The following is an 18,630-nucleotide window of genomic DNA, read 5'->3' on the forward strand; positions in this document are numbered from 1 at the left end:
GCGGGCCCCGCGCTGTCGCTGCGGGGCAGCGCTGGCGCGCGACAACACAACCGGCCGCTGCGTGGCGTGCGTGAACGGCGCACGAGACCGTCTGCACCGGCCCCCGGTGGTGCCGCCCGGGTTCTGGGACGACGCCACCCTGCGGGCTGCGCTCGCCGAGCAGCACATGGGCCGCGTGGTCGCCGCCTACCGCCGCCACCACGCCCACACCAGCACGCTGCGCCAGACAGACGTTGCCCGCTGGGCCGGCTTGAGCCAAGCGAGACTGAGCCGACTCGAAACCGGTCCACCCATCAAACATCTCGACGACCTCGTCTTCTGGGCGCGGTTGCTGGACATCCCCGCCCAGCTCCTGTGGTTCCAGATGCCCGGCACCCCACATCCAGTGTTGTCCGCACCGCCGGAACCTTCCGAACAGCCCAGCGGTGGCCGCTACCGGCTGCTGCGATTCGACGACCACCTACCACCCGACGAAGCCGATATCGCAGCGATGCAGACCTTCCGGGAAGCCGACCGCTCCTACGGTGGCGGACGGCTGTACTCCGAGGTCTTCCACTACTGGAACACCCGACTGGCCCCACGGCTGTTCAACGGCGACGACGACCCCGCACCCAAGGTATTCGCCGCTGCGGCGGGGATCGTGGAAATGGCCGGATGGATGGCGCACGACGCCGGACGAGACGACCGCGCCGACCGCCAGTTCCGCCGCGCCCTGGAACTGTCGAAGATCGGCCGTGACCGCCAGCTGACCGTCCACATCCATGCCAGCCGCGCACACCTCGCACTGCACCGCGGCGACCCCAGACAAGCCATCCGGCAGGCCTACGACGCCGAAATGGCGTTGTCGAAAGCGCCGGCCAGTCCCGAACTCACTGCCCGGGTATACGCGATGCAGGCTCGTGGCTTCGCCGCCATCGGGGAAGCCCGCCAAGCACGCAGACTACTCGTCCGCGCCGAACACGCCCTCGACACCGCCATCGCCACCACGCTTTCACCGTGGGTCAGCCGATTCGACCTCGGCTCTCTCGCCAGCGAGGCATCCCGCAGCCTCCGACACCTCGGCGACCTCACCGCCGCCGCCGCCGCGCAACGCGTTATCGACCTGCGACCCCGCGAACGCACCCGCAGCCGCGCACTCGGCCAACTTACCTACGCAGCCGTCCTCGCCGACCAGGGCCACCCCGATCACGCCTGCGCGATCGCCTCCGGCGTTATGGCCACGACCGGGGAACTCGCCTCCTACCTGGTCGTCAGCCACCTCCACGACCTGCGCGGAAGGCTGTTGTGTTATCGCACCAGCCCGTCGGTGACCGACTTCTTGGACCTTCTCGACCACACCGTGAACACCATGACATGGATACCGCACCGCAGCGACGGACTCTCGCATGCGGGCGATCGGTGATGATGGACCCTGTGCAGCAACCACCGTGGGAAAGTGACCCCGAGGCTTACCGAGCGCACCTGGCCCAGGGCAACGTCAACCAGCCGCGCAAACGAGTCGGCGCCGACGGCCTGATCTTCGACACCGATGGCCGCATCCTGCTCGTCGACCCCAACTACAAACCCGACTGGGACCTCCCTGGCGGCATGGCCGAAGCCAACGAGCCACCCGACCATGCCCTACGCCGAGAACTTGCCGAAGAACTCGGACTACAATTTGCCACTACGCCTTCGCTGCTCTGTGTCGACTGGGTCTCGCCCCACAACGTCTGGGACGACTCGCTGATGTTCGTCTTTACCATCGGCGAACTTACCCCTGACCAAGCCCGGCAGTTGCGTATAGCGGACGACGAACTCGACGCGTTCGAATTCTGCACCCCAGATCAAGCCGCCCAACGGCTCCGCCCCTACGTCTGGGCCCGTCTCGCCGCCGCCCTCGATGCCTTGACCACCGGCCGGGTCGCCTACCTCCACGACGGGCAAAACCTGGTCGCACCCCATCGAAGGGACTGACCGCTGCCTGGCTGCGATGTACGTCCGACCGGAATTGCCGTTACGTCTCGCCAGAACGAATCCGACACCCAGATTCACGCCAGCGGCCAGCCACGCCCGCGCTCTACAGTTCGTCGGCGTGAAGCTGCTGCTGGTGCACCTGATAGGGGTCGATCTCGGCCAGCAGTAGTTCAGCATGGTGCGGTCATCCTCGTTGAAGGCGTCGATGCCATGATCACTCACCCGAGAACAGCGGTACGACTCAATGCCATGTACGTATCCGCACGACGACGATGCGACTTTCGCCGGAGGGTCTTTCCGGACAAACGGCACAGTACGAAGGATCGGTGACATGGTTCGTTTTGATACATCCGGGCACGCAGATCGCGCCCCATGTCGGCTGCCGCGCGAACCACCGAGGTGATCCAAAGTGCGTTGGCCCGGCGAGGGAGTAGAGTCACCTGCTGGCAGTGAAATAGACTGTGTTACAGCACTATTGGGTTATGGATGGCCGTGGGTCCAGCGCGGGACTTCGCACTGCTGTCCATAATGGGGGCCGGAAGGGGGGCCTTCGGTGGGCAACGGGTTGGGGCCATTGCCAGATATCGCGACCGTGACGACCGTGTTGGCGCGGGTTTCTGAGTCGGGGATGGCCGCTGTAAGTGACTTTCGTGGCGGGATACTCGAACCACTCGCGGGACTAGTGGATGCGCATCGTCGCATGGCTGTGGCGCAGCCGGATTGGGATGACGTGGATGTCGTGTGGGCCTCAGGTCCGGTGCCGGTGTTGTCCGCAGCCGGCGCTGATCCCTTCGCTGGTGCGTGGGAGGATGCGCAGCGGCATATGCTCGACATCGACCTCGTGAGCTGCAGCTTCCTTCCAGATCCGAGTGCTGCAGCGGTGGAGCATCATGAGGGCTTGGGCGCGGTTTTCGGCCGGATGGTCCACCTGCATAGGATCTCGTTCGGTCCCTTGATACTTGACGGCCCGGCAGGCAGGAACCGCCAGCAGCTCGGTCGTGCATTGGTCTCCTACGACAGCCTGGCGCGCGAACTGATCTGCGGCAGGAGGTATTTGCCTTCGCCATTCACGCGCCCGGACTCGTGAACCAGACATGGTGCAGGTATGTGGCAGCCGGGATAACAACCTCACGACCGCTTCCACAGCGCGAGCCCGGAGTGATGGCTCCGCCAACCTGATCGGCGGCCACGATGACCGCCTGCTGTACTGCCGTCGAGGGGATCCGGACGCCGATCAGCTGCTCGAGCAGTGTTACCGCGAACCTGTCGCCCGCGCCGCATGCATCGCCGTGCTCGCGGCGCGGTGCCGGGAACACCTGTGCAGGCTCGGTATCGCCGCCGACCAGGACAGCGCCGTCGGCTCCCCGGGTGACTACGGCGTGGTCGCAGCGCCATCGCGCCCGCAGGTTCCGAGCACGGCGGACATCGGTGTCCAAATCATTTCCTACGATGTCGTCATTGGCGAGCCAGGCAGCTTCGTGCTGGTTCGGCACGACGACGCTCACGCGTGGGATCGGTGCCGGGCCGTGCCGGTGGGGATCCCACACCACCGGCACCCGGCCGGTAACAGCTGCCAGCAGCGCGCGTAGTTGCGGTTGCGCGGCGACCCCGCGGCCGTAGTCGGTGACCAGGATGCCGTCAGCCGCAGCGAGTGCCCGTGCGACGTCGGCCGGTGGCTCACCGACCGCTGTCACGGGCGCGGAGTCGTCGACCATCAGGAGGGTTTGTCCTCGCGCACGCATCCGCAGTTTCACCGATGTCGGCCCGTCGCTGGCGAGCTCGATCAGCGATACTCCCGCCGCGGCGAGTTCTGCCCTGATCCGCTGCCCCGGTTCGTCGTCGCCGAAAGCCGCCACCATCGTCACCGACCAGCCATCGCTGGCCGCGAGCATCGCGGCCAGCCCCGCACCGCCGGGACGCCACTGCCTCGCCAGCCCGCTCAGCACCGGCACCGGAGCCTCTGGCGACACTCGCGTGACCTCACCACTCCAGTCGCAGTCCGCGAGCGCGTCACCCACCACCACCAGGTGCCCGAATCGCCGTGGCGGTGCAGTGCCGTAGGTCGGCGGCTCGATCGGCACCGGTTGCTGCGTTTTCGATGTCAAGGCGGAATCGACGGCGCCGCACAGTTCATGAGTGATCAGCAGGTGGCATTCTTGAATCGTCGAAGTCGTCGGCCACTCGACGGACACCACTTCGTCAAACGCTCTCGCCAGCGGGCTGCCGAACGGGCCGGTCACCGCAAGAGTCAGCATTCCCAGACCGTTCGCCTCCACGGTCGCCGCGAGCACATTGGCGCTGCACCCGGACCTGGAAAACGCCACCAGCACGTCACCTTCGCGGCCGTGCGCGCGCACCTGTCGCGCGTACACCTCATCGAACCCGTAGTCGTTGGCGACCGCAGTCACGACCGCGGAGTCGGTGGTCAACGCCATCGCCGCCAAGGGGGTCCGCTCGGACTCGAACCGGCCAACCAGCTCGGCGACCAAGTGCTGTGCCTGCGCCGCCGAGCCGCCGTTGCCGACGCCCAGGACCCGCCCACCCTGCTGCAACCGGTCGGCAAGGATCCGTCCCCACGACCTGACTCTCTCCACATCCATGTACCCGAGGGCCGTCGTCAACGCCGTGATGCGATCCACCTCGACGTCGTTGGTCGCGGCTCCGCTGCTGTGCTCCGAAGCTATAGTCATCGCTGCTCCCCGACCGATTCGGCGATCTTGCGGCGCACGAGGTCGGCACGCTGCGCGACATAGCGGTTCTGCTTGTGGACCAGCGCGGTGAAGCGCGGCCCGTACATGTGCTGATACCGGTCGGTGGCTTGGCTGCGCAGCGGGACCCCAGACAAATCCATCGCGCCGACACAGTCGGGTGCGTCGATCAACGTCTTGATCCGAGCCCGGTAGCCGCCGTCGACCGCGGACGTAGCGATCACCGCATCCCAACCACGGGTTCCCAACCGTTCTCGCGCGCCGTCGACCGCTGACAGCGATACCGGGCACGTGGTGCGCTCCAGCTTCTTGCGCACTCTGCTGGGCCTGCGGGTGACGATCAGTACCTGCGGGTATCCCGCCGTTCCTGCTTGTTCGGCAACAGCTCGCCCGAGCATTCCGCCTCCGACCACCAGCAGAGTCCGTCCCGCTTGTTCCGAGCGCTCGGCCAAGGCAGCGAGGGCCGCCGCCGGATAATCCAGCGCTGCGGCGAAGCCAATCTCTTCGCGCAACCGCCGCGCCAGCGTCACGGAATCCTCGACGACCGGCTTGCACGGATGGCGTTCAGGAAGCCGCTGGCAGGCCGAGGCGACCTGGCGCAGCACGAATCCCTCACCCACGATCCGAGCGCGCAGTCCGGCCGCGATTTCGGCCAGCCTCTGCCGCACGGCGCTTTCACCGGTGATCCGGTCGGCGGTCTCTGGCATCCGCGGATCACGGCCCCCAGCAGGGATCGCTTCGAGCGAGACGAGCTCCACCCGTTGGCCCGTACTCAGGACGAATTCGTTATCACTCGGCGTGATGCCGGTGGACAACCACTCATGGTGAGCGCCGATCTCTTGCAGATCAGCCACCGACGAATCGAAATACGAGCACCACATGACCCGCGCTTCGCGAACCGCTGCGTCAGGCGTAGGCGCAGACATCGACACGTCGGCCCCCTTCGCATCGTGTGGGTCGCCGAGAATTCCAGTGTCCGCACATCGCGTACACATCGTCAACACGCTGTTTCCTTAAAGAAGTTGCCGCACTTGCATTTTCATGCGCAGATAGCGCAAACGGTGCCGAGATCCCTCGGATCCGATGTGCTCCCGACAAGTCGGCGTGCAGCCGGACCACAAACAACGATCGGGTTCCGGGGCGGCCTCCAACCGCCAAGAATCCTCAGCCGAAGAAACGAGCCCCGGAGGGCGCGAAGTTCATCACCACACCACCCCCAGTGGGCAGGTAAGGGTCGGATAGTCCGGCCGGACTCGGCTGTCGTAGGCACGACATGCCTGGTAGACGGTATCCTATCGCGCGAGGGTCGGCTCTCCGTAGCTGGCGCGGCGCCACGCGTCCGCAATGGCCGCGACAGCTCGCCTATCCCCTCGACGTATGGGGCTGCGGCCTCGACCGAGGTGACGAGCGGTTCCCGCACTGCTTCGAGATAGTCCTCGCAGCTGATGCCCATGTGGCCGACCACTTCCGACCCGGAATCGCCATCGGCGGCGGTCACGCTGTCGAGGTTGCACCACTTGTCGAATCGACCCAGCAGAAACGCTGCGCGCAGGATCGTCACATGCGGGTGGTGCTCGGGCACCTGGCCGTCGGCCATCGCCGATAGCAGCTCGGTCGATGACGGCAGCGGGTACGGGCGTGGCAGTCCGTCCATCCACCGTGTGCGGGAGCGGTCGACCAACGCCGCGAGGTGAGTACGCCCTGCGGGGGTGAGTTCCCACGCGGACACCGACCGCACCAACCTGCGGCGTCTCAACTCCTCCAACCTCGATCGGATCGGTCGGTGTGGGCGGCTGCGGCCTGCCAGTTCGGCGACCATCCGAGCGCCCTCGGCAGCCGCCAAAGCCTCCAGAACACGGCGCGCGGACCGAGTCAGATGACGTGCCATGTGCTTCCTTCCTTCACACCAATTCGGTACGCGCCGCGACACGACCTCACCGTGCGGACGCGGTCGGATCACTCCCACGCCGTCCCCCGTACGTGGCCTGCTTCGTCGACGCTCAGCCGCACTCGCAGCGGGCGTCGTTGCCGTGCGACGGCTAGCCAGATCAAGCTCCACGCGCCAGCCGTGATCACGGTGAGCGCTGCATGGATCAGATGAAGGGGCGGCGGTCCAGACAGCACCACCACCGCGCTGAGATCACCGCGGACCTGCACCTCACAAGTGGCGCACTCGGACAGCAAGGAGATTCGCGCCTCCAGCCGCTCGCGCCGCTGTTCCGCGGTCAGCGGCTGCCGAGCATCGACCGCGTCCCTGACGACGGTGAGATGTCGCGGTCTCGCCGACCGGGGCGCTTCCACAGCCCGGTGCTCGGGGCCAGGACCAGCCACTACCGCGCGCCCTCGACGCGACGCAGCCGCGGGATTCTCGGTCCGGGTCATGGCACCCTCCCAACTGCTGCGTAGCAGCAGATATCGGTGCTGTGTGCTGGCACCGACCCGAGCTGTTGTGCGCGGCGCTGCTCGAGCTCGTCATCAGGCCGCCATCGATGCGGCGCGACCAAGCCAGGCTCGATGAGTTCACAGCCGGCCAGAATTCGGGTGACCTCGTCACGGGTGCGCGGCCAGAACGCGATGTCACAGCTGGCGTAGACGGCGGCAGCGCGTTCAACGATCTCCGTATCGAAATCGCCAGTGATATGGCTGACAACGACGTACGACCCGGCGGGCAACGTACCGACCAGCTCCTGAACAACCCAGCACGGGTCTTCGACGAACTCCAGCACGGCTCCCAAACAGATCGCGATGGGCTCGCCGAGATCCAGAAAGCCGCCCATCTCGCCTGCGATCCTGGCTGTGTCGATCACATCAGCGTGCACGAATCGGGTCTGCCCACTGCTCGTCCGGAAGTCGGCCAGCAGCGCGCGCCCGTGCGCCGCGACAACTGGGTCGTTGTCGACGTAGAGCGTGCGCGCCGCCGGAGCGCACGCTTGGGCGGCCTCATGCACATTCGGTGGACAGGGATAACCAGACCCAGCTCCACGAACTGCCCGACCCCCCCGCTCGGCAGCAAGGTGACGAACCGCCCGGATGAGAAACGCGCGGGCGGCGCGGGCGGCCACCTGATATTCGCCCGCGCTTCCCACGATTCGTTCACCCGCTTCCCTGTCGACCGCGTACTGATCCTTGCCGCCGAGCAGGTAATCGTGGATGCGACCACTGTGCGCCTTGAGCGAATCGAAATGCTTGCTCAACGCAGGCACCGACTTCCTCCCAGCACCGACCATCAGGTGGTTCCTTCTTGCTGCGGGCCGCTGTCGCCGGAGCTGGAACTCTGCTCGACCCGCGGGCGCACCCGACAGTGGGAACTGCACTGCCCATGCAGTTGTCGTGTGTCCTCGGCACGCTGGGGAGTCAACTCGCCCGGATCGTCCCAGCAGTTCCAAAGGTTGGCATCCATATGCTGATATGTGCGGCGGTCCAGGTAATTCCCATTCACCGGAGCCCTCCGCTCCACCACGAATCGGTGACTCGGGCGGCCGCAGCCGGGACGAGCACCAAAGGCATGATCGTCATTCGCGCCCCGGCTCGCTGAATCCGGAGAAGCCCGCCTTCAGCGTTGCGCGCTCATCCGCCGCTTGACCCAAAGTGACTGGTCGTGCCGGTTTCCCGGTGCGCAAGGTGGCCAACACCCACTCCACGAACGCGCCATAGTCAGCCCCGGCCGACAGCAGCGCACCAAAGTCGGTACCCGCGGACATGCGAGCGTCAGGCGCGAGGTGGAACTCGGCCCACTCGAAACTGACAAACCGCAGTCCGATCGCGGCCGTCATGGTCAGCGGGTCATGCATCTTGCTGGACGAATGGAAGCCCAAGAACCACTGATCCAGGTGCTGTCGAAGCAACTGCGCCCACGGCCGCGGGGATGCGGCCAGCAACCGATAGATCGGGCTGCCAGTATCGACCGCGATATCCGGCACGAACGTGTGATCGGACATCACCAGCGAAAAGTGTTTCGCCCGCGCCATGACCGCGTGCACTGCCTGCGGGTTAAGCCGGAAATTGTGCTCGGCACGCTCCGGGCGCCGATAGTTCAGGGCACCGCCCATCTGCCAGATACACAGCCGCTCGCCCAACCTCAAAGGGTTGGACTGGCGTAAATCCTCCTCCAAGATGTAGGCGAGATCGGTCAGCGGTCCCAACCCCAGGTAGCGCACCGACGTGCTCACTCGGCCGCAGACCTCCGCGACGGCCTCATACACATCTACGCTCTCGACAGTGATATCCGCCGGATACAGATGGTCGGCGGCCCAGTACTTGCTCTCGCCGAGCACACGGCCCGCCACTACTCGAACGTCGTCTCGGCCGAGAAGGGTCAGCAGGTGTCGAGTGAATTTCGCGCGGCGCGAATCCGGGAGCTCGTCAGCGGTGATCACCAGTTCGAGCCGTGGTTCGGTCATCGCCAGCAGGGCAAGCGTTAATGCATCATCTGGGTCGCCGCCTTGGTCGCTGGCAACGATGAGCGGGGTGTGCAGCTGGGCCGTCATAGGCTCGTGTTCACCCATGTCGCCGCCCTGCCAGCTTGTCACCGGCCGACACCGTGATCTCCGCGACGGTGTCGAAGTCGGCCCGCCTGCGACCAACAGGTTCTTCCAGCCAGCTGCGTATTTTATCGTCTGGACCCGGCAGCGGGACCATGACCCCGTGTACGGTGCGGATCGCAGCATTGCGGTAAAGCCCAGCGTCCCGGCGAAGCGACACCGGCACGCCACTCTCAGCCTCGCGCCCGATGTTCAGCATGTGCACCGGCCGTGAGTCATTAGCTGGCGCAGCGTTGGTGATGAACATCAGATAGCCGGTTGTCTTGTTCAAGATGATCGGCGTCCGAATCTTGCTCTGCTCCAATTCATTGCGCACGATATCGCCCAACTGGCGGGGCATTTGAATGCTGTCGATACTTCCAGCAGGTACAACTATGCGCGAAAAGCGATTCACCTGCGCACCGTCGAAACCGTTCTCAGAGCGGTACCGCGCACACAATATCTCGGCGGCTCGGGTCGATGAATGGGCTAAAATCATTAATCCTCACAGGAATACGATGGTAGGCGAGCGTCAAGGAAATGCGGCGCTGGTGGTGGAAGGCTTCAGGGCGGCTCAGTCGATATGACTCGCTGGTTAGTGCAGTTCGCGAGCAAGCGCGATCACGGTAGGAAAAGCCGTTGGCAGGGAAGGCGAGCCATCTCTTCTGTCACGGCGTCATCGACTGTGACAGTCCGAGAAAGACTCTGTCGTCGCATCTCTGCGGCGAAAACGCCCGCTGCGCTTCTTTCTGCGCGGAAGTGCAGGATCACCGGCAGACCGTTGATGCTGAACTCGACTGCGATGTGGCTATCCATCGGGTCACGACCGTGGGCCCTTGTGCGGTGCAAACCCAGCATCAGCATTGCGGCTACTGCTACACGCTGCAGGACAGAGTCGCCGTACCGTAGTAGTTGCACAATGGATCCGAGACTCAGGTTTGTCCCACCAGAGAACACCGCCTCCTGCTGTTCGGGTCATCATGCCCCTCCTGACTGCTGATCTGGCCAGTGATTGATGACCTCAGATCGTCGTATAGGAAGGGCGTGCATGCGGTCAGCATGTGGTCAGCAGTGGTGCGCATCTGGTCAGCAGACAGGTCTGGGAGTCTCATCGGGTCCGTAGTCTCAGCTTGTCGACGTACCCACAGTCATCGGAGAAGGAGATCGCGTGGCCGGCCAGGCAGATCGCACGCGCCTCGAACAGTTGGTGAAAGCGAAGCGGCTCACCACGAGTGAATTTGTGCTTGTTTTCCAGCGGACGTCTGCTGAGATCGCTGAACAGACGCATACGCCGAAGGCCGCCGTGTCTTGGTCAACCGCTCGCCGGTGGATCAAGGGAGAGATCGGGCTTCCCACCCCGATCTCTTGCCGAGTCCTCGAGCAGATGTTCAAGGAGTATGGGGTGACCGCAGAAGATCTGTTCGGTCCCCCGCTGGCAGACTGGACACCGTCGACACCGGTACAGGTGCCGCCCCAGGAACTGGTAGCCCCATGGCGTCCTGTACCCGGTATCCGGGAAGACATCGAGGAGATGACCACAATGGCGGCAGCCGAATCCGCCGCGTTCGGCGAGTTCGCCGAACAATCCAACGTGGGGCCGCACACGCTGGAGCAGTTCCACGCTGACCTCCAGCGCATCGTCAACGTCTACCCGAACAGGCCCGTCTACCCCGCCTTCGTCGAGCTGCGTTCGCTTCGCGACCGCGTCTTCAGGAAGCTCGAAGGACGGCAGCCGCCCAAGCTGACTCGGGATCTCTACCTCGTTGCCGGTACAGTCTGCGCGGTCCTGGCGAATGCCTCCTTCGACCTCGGTAGCATCGACGCCGCACAGACGCAGGCCCGCACAGCATTTCTCTGTGGGGAACTCGCTCAGCACAATGGCCTACGCGGCTGGGTGCGCGGTCTTCAGGCACTGATCGCCTACTGGGATGATCGGTTCACCGATGCGGTCGAATTCGCCGAACAAGGATGGCAATTCGCCCCCGAAGCCGACACGGCTCGTGTACGCCTCGCTTCCGTCGAGGCCCGTGCTCGCGCCCGCATGAGGGATGCCAGTGGAACAGAGGAGGCGTTAGCTCGAGCCGACTGGGCCCGGGGGCACGTACAAGGCGAGGATCAGCCCGGCGGCATGATGGCATTCCCTATCGGTAAGCAGGCGTACTCAGCGGCCAATGCTCGTCTGTGGCTCGGCGGTGATCGCAACTACGCCATCGCGGAAACTCTCGCTGACGAATCGCTTCAGCTCTACCTCGAAGACCCGCCCGAGCAGAGACGGCTCGGCGAAATGTCGTTAGCACGCCTCGACCTGGCGGTCGCGCGGCTGTTGCAGCGCGACCTCGACGGCGCCGCGGAACAGATCGAAGCGGTCCTCGAAACAGGTGGACAACGACGTGTCGAAAGCGTCGGTCGACGACTTCGCCAAATCAGTACTGCATTGGAGCGGCCCCACTTCCAGACTTCGGCTCTGGCGATCGGTCTACGCGACCGCATCAAGGATTCGCCCGTGGGTAGCGCTCAGGCCTTGCCACCTGGAGCAGCATCATGATCGTCGGACTGCTACACCCAGGCAATATGGGGGCAGCGCTCGGTGGCCGACTCGCTGCAGTTGGCCACACCGTTCTGTGGTGCCCTGACGGCCGCAGCACTGACACTCGCAGGCGTGCCACTGACGCCAAGCTCACCCCGGTCGAAGACCCCGCGGAACTACTTCGGCGTGCCGAGATCGTCGTATCGATCTGCCCGTCCGCCGCTGCGATCGAGGTCGCAGAGATGGTCGCCGAACACCAATTCGAGGGAATCTATGTCGAGGCGAATGCGATCAGCCCACAGCAGTTGCAACACATCGCTGCGCTTTTGACTGATCACGGCGCTGCAGTCGTCGACGCGACCATCTCCGGACCGCCGCCACGTGATGACAACCCGTCCGCCAAGATTTTCGTTGCGGGTGCTCGCAATGCGTGCGTAGCGGTACGTGATCTGTTCACCCCGGCGGGCGTGCCGGTTGATCTCCTTGGCGACAGGCTTGGTACAGCGAGCGCGCTCAAGATGGCTCTCATCGCGTACCAACGCCCGGCCCGGCTGTTGGCAGCCATTTCACATGGTCTCGCAGACCAGCACGGCATCACCGACATGCTTGTCGCCGAGGCGAATCGGATCGGAACCGGCTTCCTCAACGACCGAGCCGCGCTCCCTGGAGTCGCGGCCAGAGCTTGGCGCTGGGTACCCGAGGTAGAGGAGGCCGCCATAAGCCTTTCTGAGGCCGGCCTACCCGCCGACTTCGTCGATGCTGCCGCGAAACTCTACCGGCGATTCGACGCGGACAAAGACAACTGGGCGAACTCGCCAGAGCAGGTCATCCAACGCCTGAAGGCCACTGATCACGATAAGTAATCGGGCGCCTCGATAACCCTCCAACGTTCGCGCCCTACCCGGCCCCGCTTGCGCCGGACGGGTAGGGCTATAGGAGCACTCGTCGGCCTTCGGACCCGCTCGTCCTTGGAGCCCTGTCTGTCCATGCCGTCCGCGACAGCCTTCACCTGAGCGCATGGCCCGGCGCGTGTCCTCTCGTAGGCATCGTGCGGGTTACGACCGGAGGGTCATGTGCGCGGCCCGTGCCGGGCCGCCGCCGCGGTGCCCGCTGGTGACCTGGCAACTGCGCTTACACTCCCGAACCTACCTACAGTTGGGTCTGTTCGAGGGCGTCAACATCTCGCTCTACTCCGCCGCGCTGGCGATCGGGCCGGCGCCCGTGGTGGTCGCCCTGCACCTCACCTCCCCCATCATGTTGCTGCTCTTGGCCGTGCGCACCGGACAGCGCCCCGTGAGCGTGGGAATCGTGGTCGAGGCTTCTGCTGCTCGGTGTCTCCATCACGTTGGTCGCCGGGCAACCGGGTGCGGACCTCGGTACCGGCAGAGCAGTCGGCGGCTGCGCACTGGCGCTCGGCAGCGCCGCCGCGGTGACAGCCCTCATCGTCCTGGTGACCAGCGAGTCTCGCCAGCGCGACCCGACCATGTCAGCCGGACTTCAACTCGCTGTCGCTGGCGTACTCACCGCCCCCCTGCTGCTGTCGATGACCTGGAACGGGGGTCGCGTGCTCGCCGAACTGGTCTTAGGTGCGGCCCTACTCGGGCCGGGGTTTGCGCTGTACTGGCGCGCGGTTCGTCATCTGCGTCCAGCCACTGTCGGCGCTGTAGGTCTCACCGAGGCGGTCGTGGCATCAGCATTGGTCGGGGTAGTCGACAGATCCCAGATATCCATTCCGATCGTTCTCAGCGGCGTTCTCGTCGCCATTGCGGTACTGCTGGACATTAGAGACCGGTCACGGTGATTTGTCCTGCTGCGAGCAACCGTGAAGCAACGAGCGACGCATCCGGTCGTCGATGCCGGCGCGGCGAAGCGTTGTCCCCGGGGTGATGCGTTGTCGAGAGGCAGCGCGAAGTGCAGAGCGCTGTGACCGACTGGGATGAAGCCTTGACGGAGGAAAAAGCGCCGCCGGTCCCAGCGGCCGACTGGCTCGGTATCAAGAGTGACGGTCAGCTCGCCCGCGCCCGCGCGCCGTGCACGGGCGGCGAATTCGCTCACCAAGGCGGAGCCGACATGCTGCCGGGTTTGGAGCACTCCTACCAGAGCGATATGTCCGGTGGACGCGTTGCCGGCCAACCAGCCGACAGGTTCTCCTCGACGTATGGCCACAAGATGCAGCATCGGCGCGCTGACACGGTGAGCTGAGCGCAGGAACGAGCTGTCGCGCAGCTTGTGCCGCTGATCCAGCTGTTCCAGTAGCGCGCGCAGCGCCAGCCCCATCCCGGACACGTCTGGCGTCACCTCTATGCGGAGATCCTCAGTCACGTCTCGACCATCCCACCGCGCCGACAACGAGGTGCGCCCGGATCGACGTGGCGGCCAGCAGCAGGTGACACCGCGTGACTACTTGCCCGCGCGCACTGCGCGCGACAAGCGTGCGCGCCGCGCGCGACGCACTTCGACCGTCGCGTTAGTCACGCGCAGCTTGCGACTGGGTAGCTTCGCGCAAGCCGATTTCAGCTATGTGCGCGGCGAACCCATGGGGGAATCGGGAGCGTGCGGCGGCAAGTGTAGGTGTGCAAGCATCGACCCGCCCCCACGTCAGGCGTCACGGAGCTCTATCGAGGCTGGCCGCCGAGATCAACCCGGCAGTGACCGGGAAAACCGAGATTCTTCGCCACGTCGAGAAGCCGTCGCACCTCCGTGTGTGTCAACGGTCCGCTGCTTGCCTCGTCGGCCCGGTGTCGTTCACGGTTCGTTTCCCCCCTTTTGATACGCATACCGCGAACAACGTTGCTGCGAATCCAACTGGTCGAGGACGTCACGGCGGCGAAATGTCGGACCGGATGCTGTGCAGGCAGTCGGCCCTTCGAGTCGATCCACCGTGCACGCCGTGCACGCGCAGCCGCTCCGCGCGCGTCCGGTCGCGCCCGTCGCGCGCGGCTTCGTCGCGGCGGGCCCGGGCCGTGCGCGGAGGCAGCGCGCGGTGCGCGGGGCGTCGAGTGCGTCAGAAGGCGGGATCGGCCTCGGTACCGCAGCCGGCCTTCCTCGCCGCTGTTTCGAGTATTCAACGCCTGGCACGACGAAAAGCGGACGCAGCGTTGTGGAGTGGCGGATCGATACACTGCGGATGTGGCGCGGGACGAGTACCGGCACTGGTCGGCGGATCGACGTTTCCGGGAGCTGGTGGGACAGCTCGCTGGTCTGCGCATGGGCGGATGGAGCATCGGCGAGGTGGAGTCGGCGCTGTCGACGCTGGGATGGAAGTTGCGGCCGGTGGTTCCTGCTCGTCCGGTGGATCCGGCGCGGTGGACCTTGCAGGTCGTCGATTGGGAACTCGGCTGGTATCCGGAAGGGCCCCGAGCCGGTGTTGCGACGATAGCTGCCGCGAAAACGGATCCGCGACAAGCTGTCTTGCTGTCGGTGAATGTGTCCCATGGCATCGCATATGACGACGAAGTGGAGTTCGTCCGGGAGGCTTGGGGCATCGTGGAGGGCGTCTGCGGTGTGCGGCCGACACGGTGGGGTGGGCGCGGCCCGTGGCTGATGTGGGAGCGTCCCGAGACCAACATGGCCGTGCGTCTGGACGGCAGCAGTGTCGTGGTGGAGTTGTCATGCACCGCGCTCGCCGGCGACGCGAGCAACGGGCCGCCGATGGTGTGGCAAGCCGCCGAATCGACGGAACTACTCGGTCGCGAGCCCAAGGTTTCCGTCACCGACTGGGATGTTCTGCGCAACAGGCTGAGTGTCGTACTGCGAGCCCTCTGCCGCGACACGCCAAAGTTTCCCGGACAGTTCATTCTTCATCTGGAGTCAGCGGTCGATGAGAAGACCTTCGTCAGCGTGTGGAACGTGGGTGGGGATCTGACCACTGAAGCCTTCGTCCACCACCCTGATCCACCCGACCCGGACCGACTCGTCGGCCTCGGCTGGACACGCGATCTGTGGCAGCGCAACTTCGGCAGCACGATCTCCGACGAGCACGCCGACACTGCGGCGGAGCTCTTGGTGGACGCCCTGCAAACCCTGGGTGTGGACCTGGCCGATGTGAAATACACCGGCACTGTGAGTGGACGCGGGCAGCTGCTCACCCTGTACCTTCCCGAACTCGGCCTGCCGCGGGGTGAAATCGTCCCGTAAGAAAAGGCTACGGTCGGTACGAGCAGCGCTGCCACGACATGTACCTGAGACCGCATCGGCGGCCGGTCTTCTTCATCGTATTCTCTCGGCCAGCGTGCACGGCTCGACCGCGACCGGATGCACAGCGTCGCGCGCGCTCTGTATCGAGCCGTCAGCGACAACATCCCGAGACCGGTGCGGCCCGTCCACAACGTGCGCGATGCGCGCGCCCGCCGCGCGCGGTCGGATAATCCAGCCGAGAGCCTGCGCGCAGGAGATGTGGGGCAAGCGTTGGCTTTGCGCCGCTGGAAGCCTGCACGCGGGTGAGATCGCACTATCTGTTGACGTGCACCGCACGCTTGATAGGCCTGGTGTGCGCGCGAGGAGGTCAGTGAGTTCCACATATCGCGCGCGGCGTGCACGTTCGGTCCTAGCGTGCGGGACGTGGTCGCGCGTGCCGTGCGCGGCCGCCTGCACCCCGCCGCGCGCGACGGCGCGTAGAGCGCGGTGGGTGCCCGTATTCGCGTAGTTCACTACGCTATTCGGCTCGGCTATGGGGAGTGAGTCTTGCAGTGTCAGGAGCCGCGGACGCGAACTGGAAGGCCTCCATCATGAGTTACAGCCAGCTGCTGGCCATCTTGGCCAGACTGCACCCTGCCGTATGGGATGCCATCATTCCCCACAGCTCGGCCCGCAGGCACGCTGTCTCGACTCGAGAGCAAATCGGACCGAACCCCCAACCTCTTCCGCCCGGCCAGGAATTCCTCATCGGCGCAGCGGAACTGGCCCACGACCTGGTTCGTACCGCCACGTCCCTGGACACCGCGGCCAACGCCGAACCCGACGTGGCGGCCGTGTTCATCAGCGCGGTCACCGATGAATGGTGCGGTACGCCGTGGCCGGCCAAATGGCCTCTACCCTGGCCTGGCCCGTTTCCAGCCGCGAGTCCTGACGGCACCCCCGGACCTGTTCCGGATCCGTGGGAGCAGGCCACCGCGCGAGCGATCGCAGCCACGATCTTCGCCTCGACCGCAGCACGCCTGGGCACCTACGGTCGCGGTCCAGCCGACAACGACCAACGCGGCTCACTCGGATTCGTACTGGCCGAAGCCGCCGACCGACTCGCCTCTGCGGCACTCAATCCACCGTCGCGGTAGATTCCAGTGCAGGGTGGGCGGGCGGGCAGCCCATCGAGGGAACCAACGGGGAGGCATTGTGACGGGTAGCGTGCACGAATCCGATCTGGACGATGAGCGCGTCATCGACGAGTACCGCAGAACACCCGAGTGGGACAACGAAGACGGCGACTTGGCCGAACATGGCCAGATCTCCGAAGTGGACCTGCGTCTGCTGGGCTACCGCAAAGAGGACCTAGAGGCGGTCTTCGGACCTCGGACCGAACGGACCACGTCGGGTCGGCCGGTGTGGGACCTCAAGCATGTCCAACGCGTCGAGGCGCAGCGGTTCGGGCCGTTCATCGGACGAATCAGGAAGCGCATGATGGCTTTCGACGATCTCGGCGCCGCTTGTGACGACCTCGAGGAACTCTTCGCCACGATGAGGTACGCACAGCCCGACTGCGGCCAACAGTTCGCAGATCCGGGTCGAGCTGCTTCCGAGTAGCATCCAACGCCCGCCGCGGCGGGAGTGGGGCGGATGCGCGAGCTGTCGTTCAGAATAACTTCACCAGCCGTAGTTGCACCCCTGTCGCGTCGGTCGAGTTAGACCCGTCCATGACCTCCGAGGGGGGCGACTGCTTGTAGCTGGCCCTGCGTGACGACGAGAGGCGGCTGTCCGGGATGTCAGAACCGATGGACGCATCAGGCGCGTGATCAACTCTGCGGGCTCGGTGAGTATCGTGCGGGGGCCGCGCGGATTCCGCCGTCTGAATGGCCGCAATGCTCATCGGCGGCGCGGCGAGTAAGCAAGGCGAACGACGATGGTGTCGACAACCGGGGGGCTTGCTGCGGGCGGGGTCACTTGTCGTGGGTGTGCGGGGTGGGTTGCTGCAGTCGCCAGCCGCCGCCCTTGCAGTCTGCGGGCAGTGGGGGTAGCCGATGGCCCACGACGTCGGTGCTGAACCGGTGCCCGCACGAGGTCGGGCTGCAACATTCGTAGATGCCGCTCTGGGGCGCTTTCTGCCCCGGCTTGAGCACTTCTTCCTGGATTTTGGTCATACTCGGCAGATACCCGACCTGACCGCCTGTACACGCTCCCGGCTGATCATCCGAGTCCACCGCCCGGCCGGCGTGAACGTCTGCTCGGGCGACGGTATCGGCACAGATATCTAGGCGCGCTGTTCGACGTCCAGGACGTACTCGAGGTCGCGGACGCGGTCGGCGGCTTCCGGCGAGCAAGAGATGACGACGCGATCGGCGCCGCAGAGCTCAACGGGCTCGGCGTCGACGGTCTGCAGCCAGTCGAAGAACGCCCCTCGAACGCCCCCCGGTGGCGCACTCCCCTCGCGCAGGCATGGATCGAGACGAACGAGGTAAGTACGGTCGCGCGCCGCCATGACCCTCTCCTCCGATCGTCCGACAACAATCGACATCCAGCGTCCGGTTGCCCCTCTAGATGACTCTCATCCGTCCGCTGTTCACCGTCTTCTGTGTTCGAGTGTGATACCCAGTTCATGCGGCCGCACGCGATCGGCACCAGAATGCGCGGATGCGGCTCAGGGCCAAGAGAACGGATCGGTGGTTCAGTCTGGCTTGACGGCATCCCAGGGCACCCACTGCCGGACGGTCACCTCAGTCAAACCTGCCTGCGACCGGAGTCCAAGCTCTATCTCGAGGAACCATACGGG

17 protein-coding genes are annotated in these 18,630 nt (G+C 65.3%); 8 read left to right on the plus strand and 9 right to left on the minus strand.

Annotated features, from left to right (window positions below):
- Positions 1-70 precede the first annotated feature (70 nt).
- The 3 genes from ACFV2O_RS31335 (at position 71) to ACFV2O_RS31345 (ending at position 3,040) form a co-directional block, all read left to right on the plus strand.
- The gene (locus tag ACFV2O_RS31335) at positions 71-1,402 is read left to right on the plus strand and encodes a helix-turn-helix domain-containing protein (protein WP_379255117.1); all 1,332 of its coding nucleotides are present in this window, start codon (positions 71-73) and stop codon (positions 1,400-1,402) included.
- Positions 1,403-1,413: 11 nt separating this feature from the next.
- Positions 1,414-1,953, plus strand: a complete 540-nt coding sequence (locus tag ACFV2O_RS31340) for an NUDIX domain-containing protein (RefSeq protein ID WP_379255119.1) — start codon at positions 1,414-1,416, stop codon at positions 1,951-1,953.
- Positions 1,954-2,653: 700 nt separating this feature from the next.
- Positions 2,654-3,040: a hypothetical protein gene (locus ACFV2O_RS31345; protein ID WP_379255120.1), complete on the plus strand. Its 387-nt coding sequence runs from the start codon at positions 2,654-2,656 to the stop codon at positions 3,038-3,040.
- Here ACFV2O_RS31345 and ACFV2O_RS31350 read toward each other — a convergent pair.
- The 6 genes from ACFV2O_RS31350 to ACFV2O_RS31375 all read right to left on the minus strand — a co-directional run bounded on the left by ACFV2O_RS31350 (position 3,021) and on the right by ACFV2O_RS31375 (position 9,680).
- Entirely contained in the window at positions 3,021-4,643 is a 1,623-nt protein-coding gene (locus tag ACFV2O_RS31350) for a PfkB family carbohydrate kinase (RefSeq protein WP_379255121.1), read from the minus strand. The two genes, ACFV2O_RS31345 and ACFV2O_RS31350, sit on opposite strands and share 20 nt — an antisense overlap.
- On the minus strand, positions 4,640-5,515 hold the full coding sequence (locus ACFV2O_RS31355; protein WP_379255122.1) for a hypothetical protein: 876 nt from the start codon (positions 5,513-5,515) through the stop codon (positions 4,640-4,642). Before ACFV2O_RS31355 ends, ACFV2O_RS31350 begins: the two co-directional genes overlap by 4 nt.
- A 1,102-nt stretch (positions 5,516-6,617) precedes the next feature.
- Positions 6,618-6,962, minus strand: coding sequence for a hypothetical protein (locus ACFV2O_RS31360; RefSeq protein ID WP_379255124.1), 345 nt, complete (start codon positions 6,960-6,962; stop codon positions 6,618-6,620).
- A 77-nt stretch (positions 6,963-7,039) separates the two neighbouring features.
- A complete protein-coding gene (locus tag ACFV2O_RS31365; protein WP_379255126.1) occupies positions 7,040-7,855 on the minus strand; it encodes an SAM-dependent methyltransferase in 816 nt (271 codons plus the stop codon).
- Between the two features lie 318 nt (positions 7,856-8,173).
- Positions 8,174-9,190: a nucleoside hydrolase gene (locus ACFV2O_RS31370; protein ID WP_379255128.1), complete on the minus strand. Its 1,017-nt coding sequence runs from the start codon at positions 9,188-9,190 to the stop codon at positions 8,174-8,176.
- Positions 9,159-9,680, minus strand: coding sequence for a hypothetical protein (locus ACFV2O_RS31375; protein ID WP_379255130.1), 522 nt, complete (start codon positions 9,678-9,680; stop codon positions 9,159-9,161). The genes ACFV2O_RS31370 and ACFV2O_RS31375 overlap by 32 nt, the downstream gene beginning before the upstream one ends.
- Positions 9,681-10,349: 669 nt before the next feature.
- Here ACFV2O_RS31375 and ACFV2O_RS31380 point away from each other — a divergent pair.
- Positions 10,350-11,726: an XRE family transcriptional regulator gene (locus ACFV2O_RS31380; protein WP_379255132.1), complete on the plus strand. Its 1,377-nt coding sequence runs from the start codon at positions 10,350-10,352 to the stop codon at positions 11,724-11,726.
- Positions 11,723-12,571 (plus strand): DUF1932 domain-containing protein, encoded by an 849-nt coding sequence (locus ACFV2O_RS31385; RefSeq protein ID WP_379255134.1) that lies wholly within the window; start codon positions 11,723-11,725, stop codon positions 12,569-12,571. Before ACFV2O_RS31380 ends, ACFV2O_RS31385 begins: the two co-directional genes overlap by 4 nt.
- A gap of 772 nt (positions 12,572-13,343) precedes the next feature.
- Here the strand turns inward: ACFV2O_RS31385 and ACFV2O_RS31390 are convergent.
- Positions 13,344-14,030, minus strand: coding sequence for a hypothetical protein (locus ACFV2O_RS31390; protein ID WP_379255135.1), 687 nt, complete (start codon positions 14,028-14,030; stop codon positions 13,344-13,346).
- An 807-nt stretch (positions 14,031-14,837) separates the two neighbouring features.
- On the opposite strand from ACFV2O_RS31390, the gene ACFV2O_RS31395 reads away from it, so the two are divergent.
- The 3 genes from ACFV2O_RS31395 (at position 14,838) to ACFV2O_RS31405 (ending at position 17,447) form a co-directional block, all read left to right on the plus strand.
- On the plus strand, positions 14,838-15,845 hold the full coding sequence (locus tag ACFV2O_RS31395; protein ID WP_379255136.1) for a hypothetical protein: 1,008 nt from the start codon (positions 14,838-14,840) through the stop codon (positions 15,843-15,845).
- Between the two features lie 590 nt (positions 15,846-16,435).
- A complete protein-coding gene (locus ACFV2O_RS31400) occupies positions 16,436-16,981 on the plus strand; it encodes a hypothetical protein (protein ID WP_379255137.1) in 546 nt (181 codons plus the stop codon).
- A gap of 58 nt (positions 16,982-17,039) precedes the next feature.
- The gene (locus ACFV2O_RS31405; RefSeq protein ID WP_379255139.1) at positions 17,040-17,447 is read left to right on the plus strand and encodes a hypothetical protein; all 408 of its coding nucleotides are present in this window, start codon (positions 17,040-17,042) and stop codon (positions 17,445-17,447) included.
- A 353-nt stretch (positions 17,448-17,800) separates the two neighbouring features.
- Here the strand turns inward: ACFV2O_RS31405 and ACFV2O_RS31410 are convergent, their stop codons facing one another.
- Together ACFV2O_RS31410 and ACFV2O_RS31415 are read right to left on the minus strand one after the other, a co-directional pair.
- Positions 17,801-18,001, minus strand: coding sequence for a hypothetical protein (locus ACFV2O_RS31410; protein WP_379255140.1), 201 nt, complete (start codon positions 17,999-18,001; stop codon positions 17,801-17,803).
- A gap of 110 nt (positions 18,002-18,111) precedes the next feature.
- Positions 18,112-18,339 (minus strand): hypothetical protein, encoded by a 228-nt coding sequence (locus tag ACFV2O_RS31415; protein WP_379255141.1) that lies wholly within the window; start codon positions 18,337-18,339, stop codon positions 18,112-18,114.
- Between the last annotated feature and the right edge of the window lie 291 nt (positions 18,340-18,630).

Origin of the sequence: Nocardia sp. NPDC059691 (assembly GCF_042733915.1) — a bacterium.
GTDB lineage: Bacteria > Actinomycetota > Actinomycetes > Mycobacteriales > Mycobacteriaceae > Nocardia > Nocardia sichangensis.

What these genes read in the sequence shown, in the direction of transcription:
- ACFV2O_RS31345 (WP_379255120.1), top strand. Translation starts at nt 2,654, where the DNA reads ATGGCTGTGGCGCAGCCGGATTGGGATGACGTGGATGTCGTGTGGGCC.
- ACFV2O_RS31350 (WP_379255121.1), bottom strand. Translation starts at nt 4,643, where the DNA reads ATGACTATAGCTTCGGAGCACAGCAGCGGAGCCGCGACCAACGACGTC.
- ACFV2O_RS31375 (WP_379255130.1), bottom strand. Translation starts at nt 9,680, where the DNA reads ATGATTTTAGCCCATTCATCGACCCGAGCCGCCGAGATATTGTGTGCG.
- ACFV2O_RS31385 (WP_379255134.1), top strand. Translation starts at nt 11,723, where the DNA reads ATGATCGTCGGACTGCTACACCCAGGCAATATGGGGGCAGCGCTCGGT.
- ACFV2O_RS31400 (WP_379255137.1), top strand. Translation starts at nt 16,436, where the DNA reads ATGAGTTACAGCCAGCTGCTGGCCATCTTGGCCAGACTGCACCCTGCC.
- ACFV2O_RS31410 (WP_379255140.1), bottom strand. Translation starts at nt 18,001, where the DNA reads ATGACCAAAATCCAGGAAGAAGTGCTCAAGCCGGGGCAGAAAGCGCCC.
- ACFV2O_RS31415 (WP_379255141.1), bottom strand. Translation starts at nt 18,339, where the DNA reads ATGGCGGCGCGCGACCGTACTTACCTCGTTCGTCTCGATCCATGCCTG.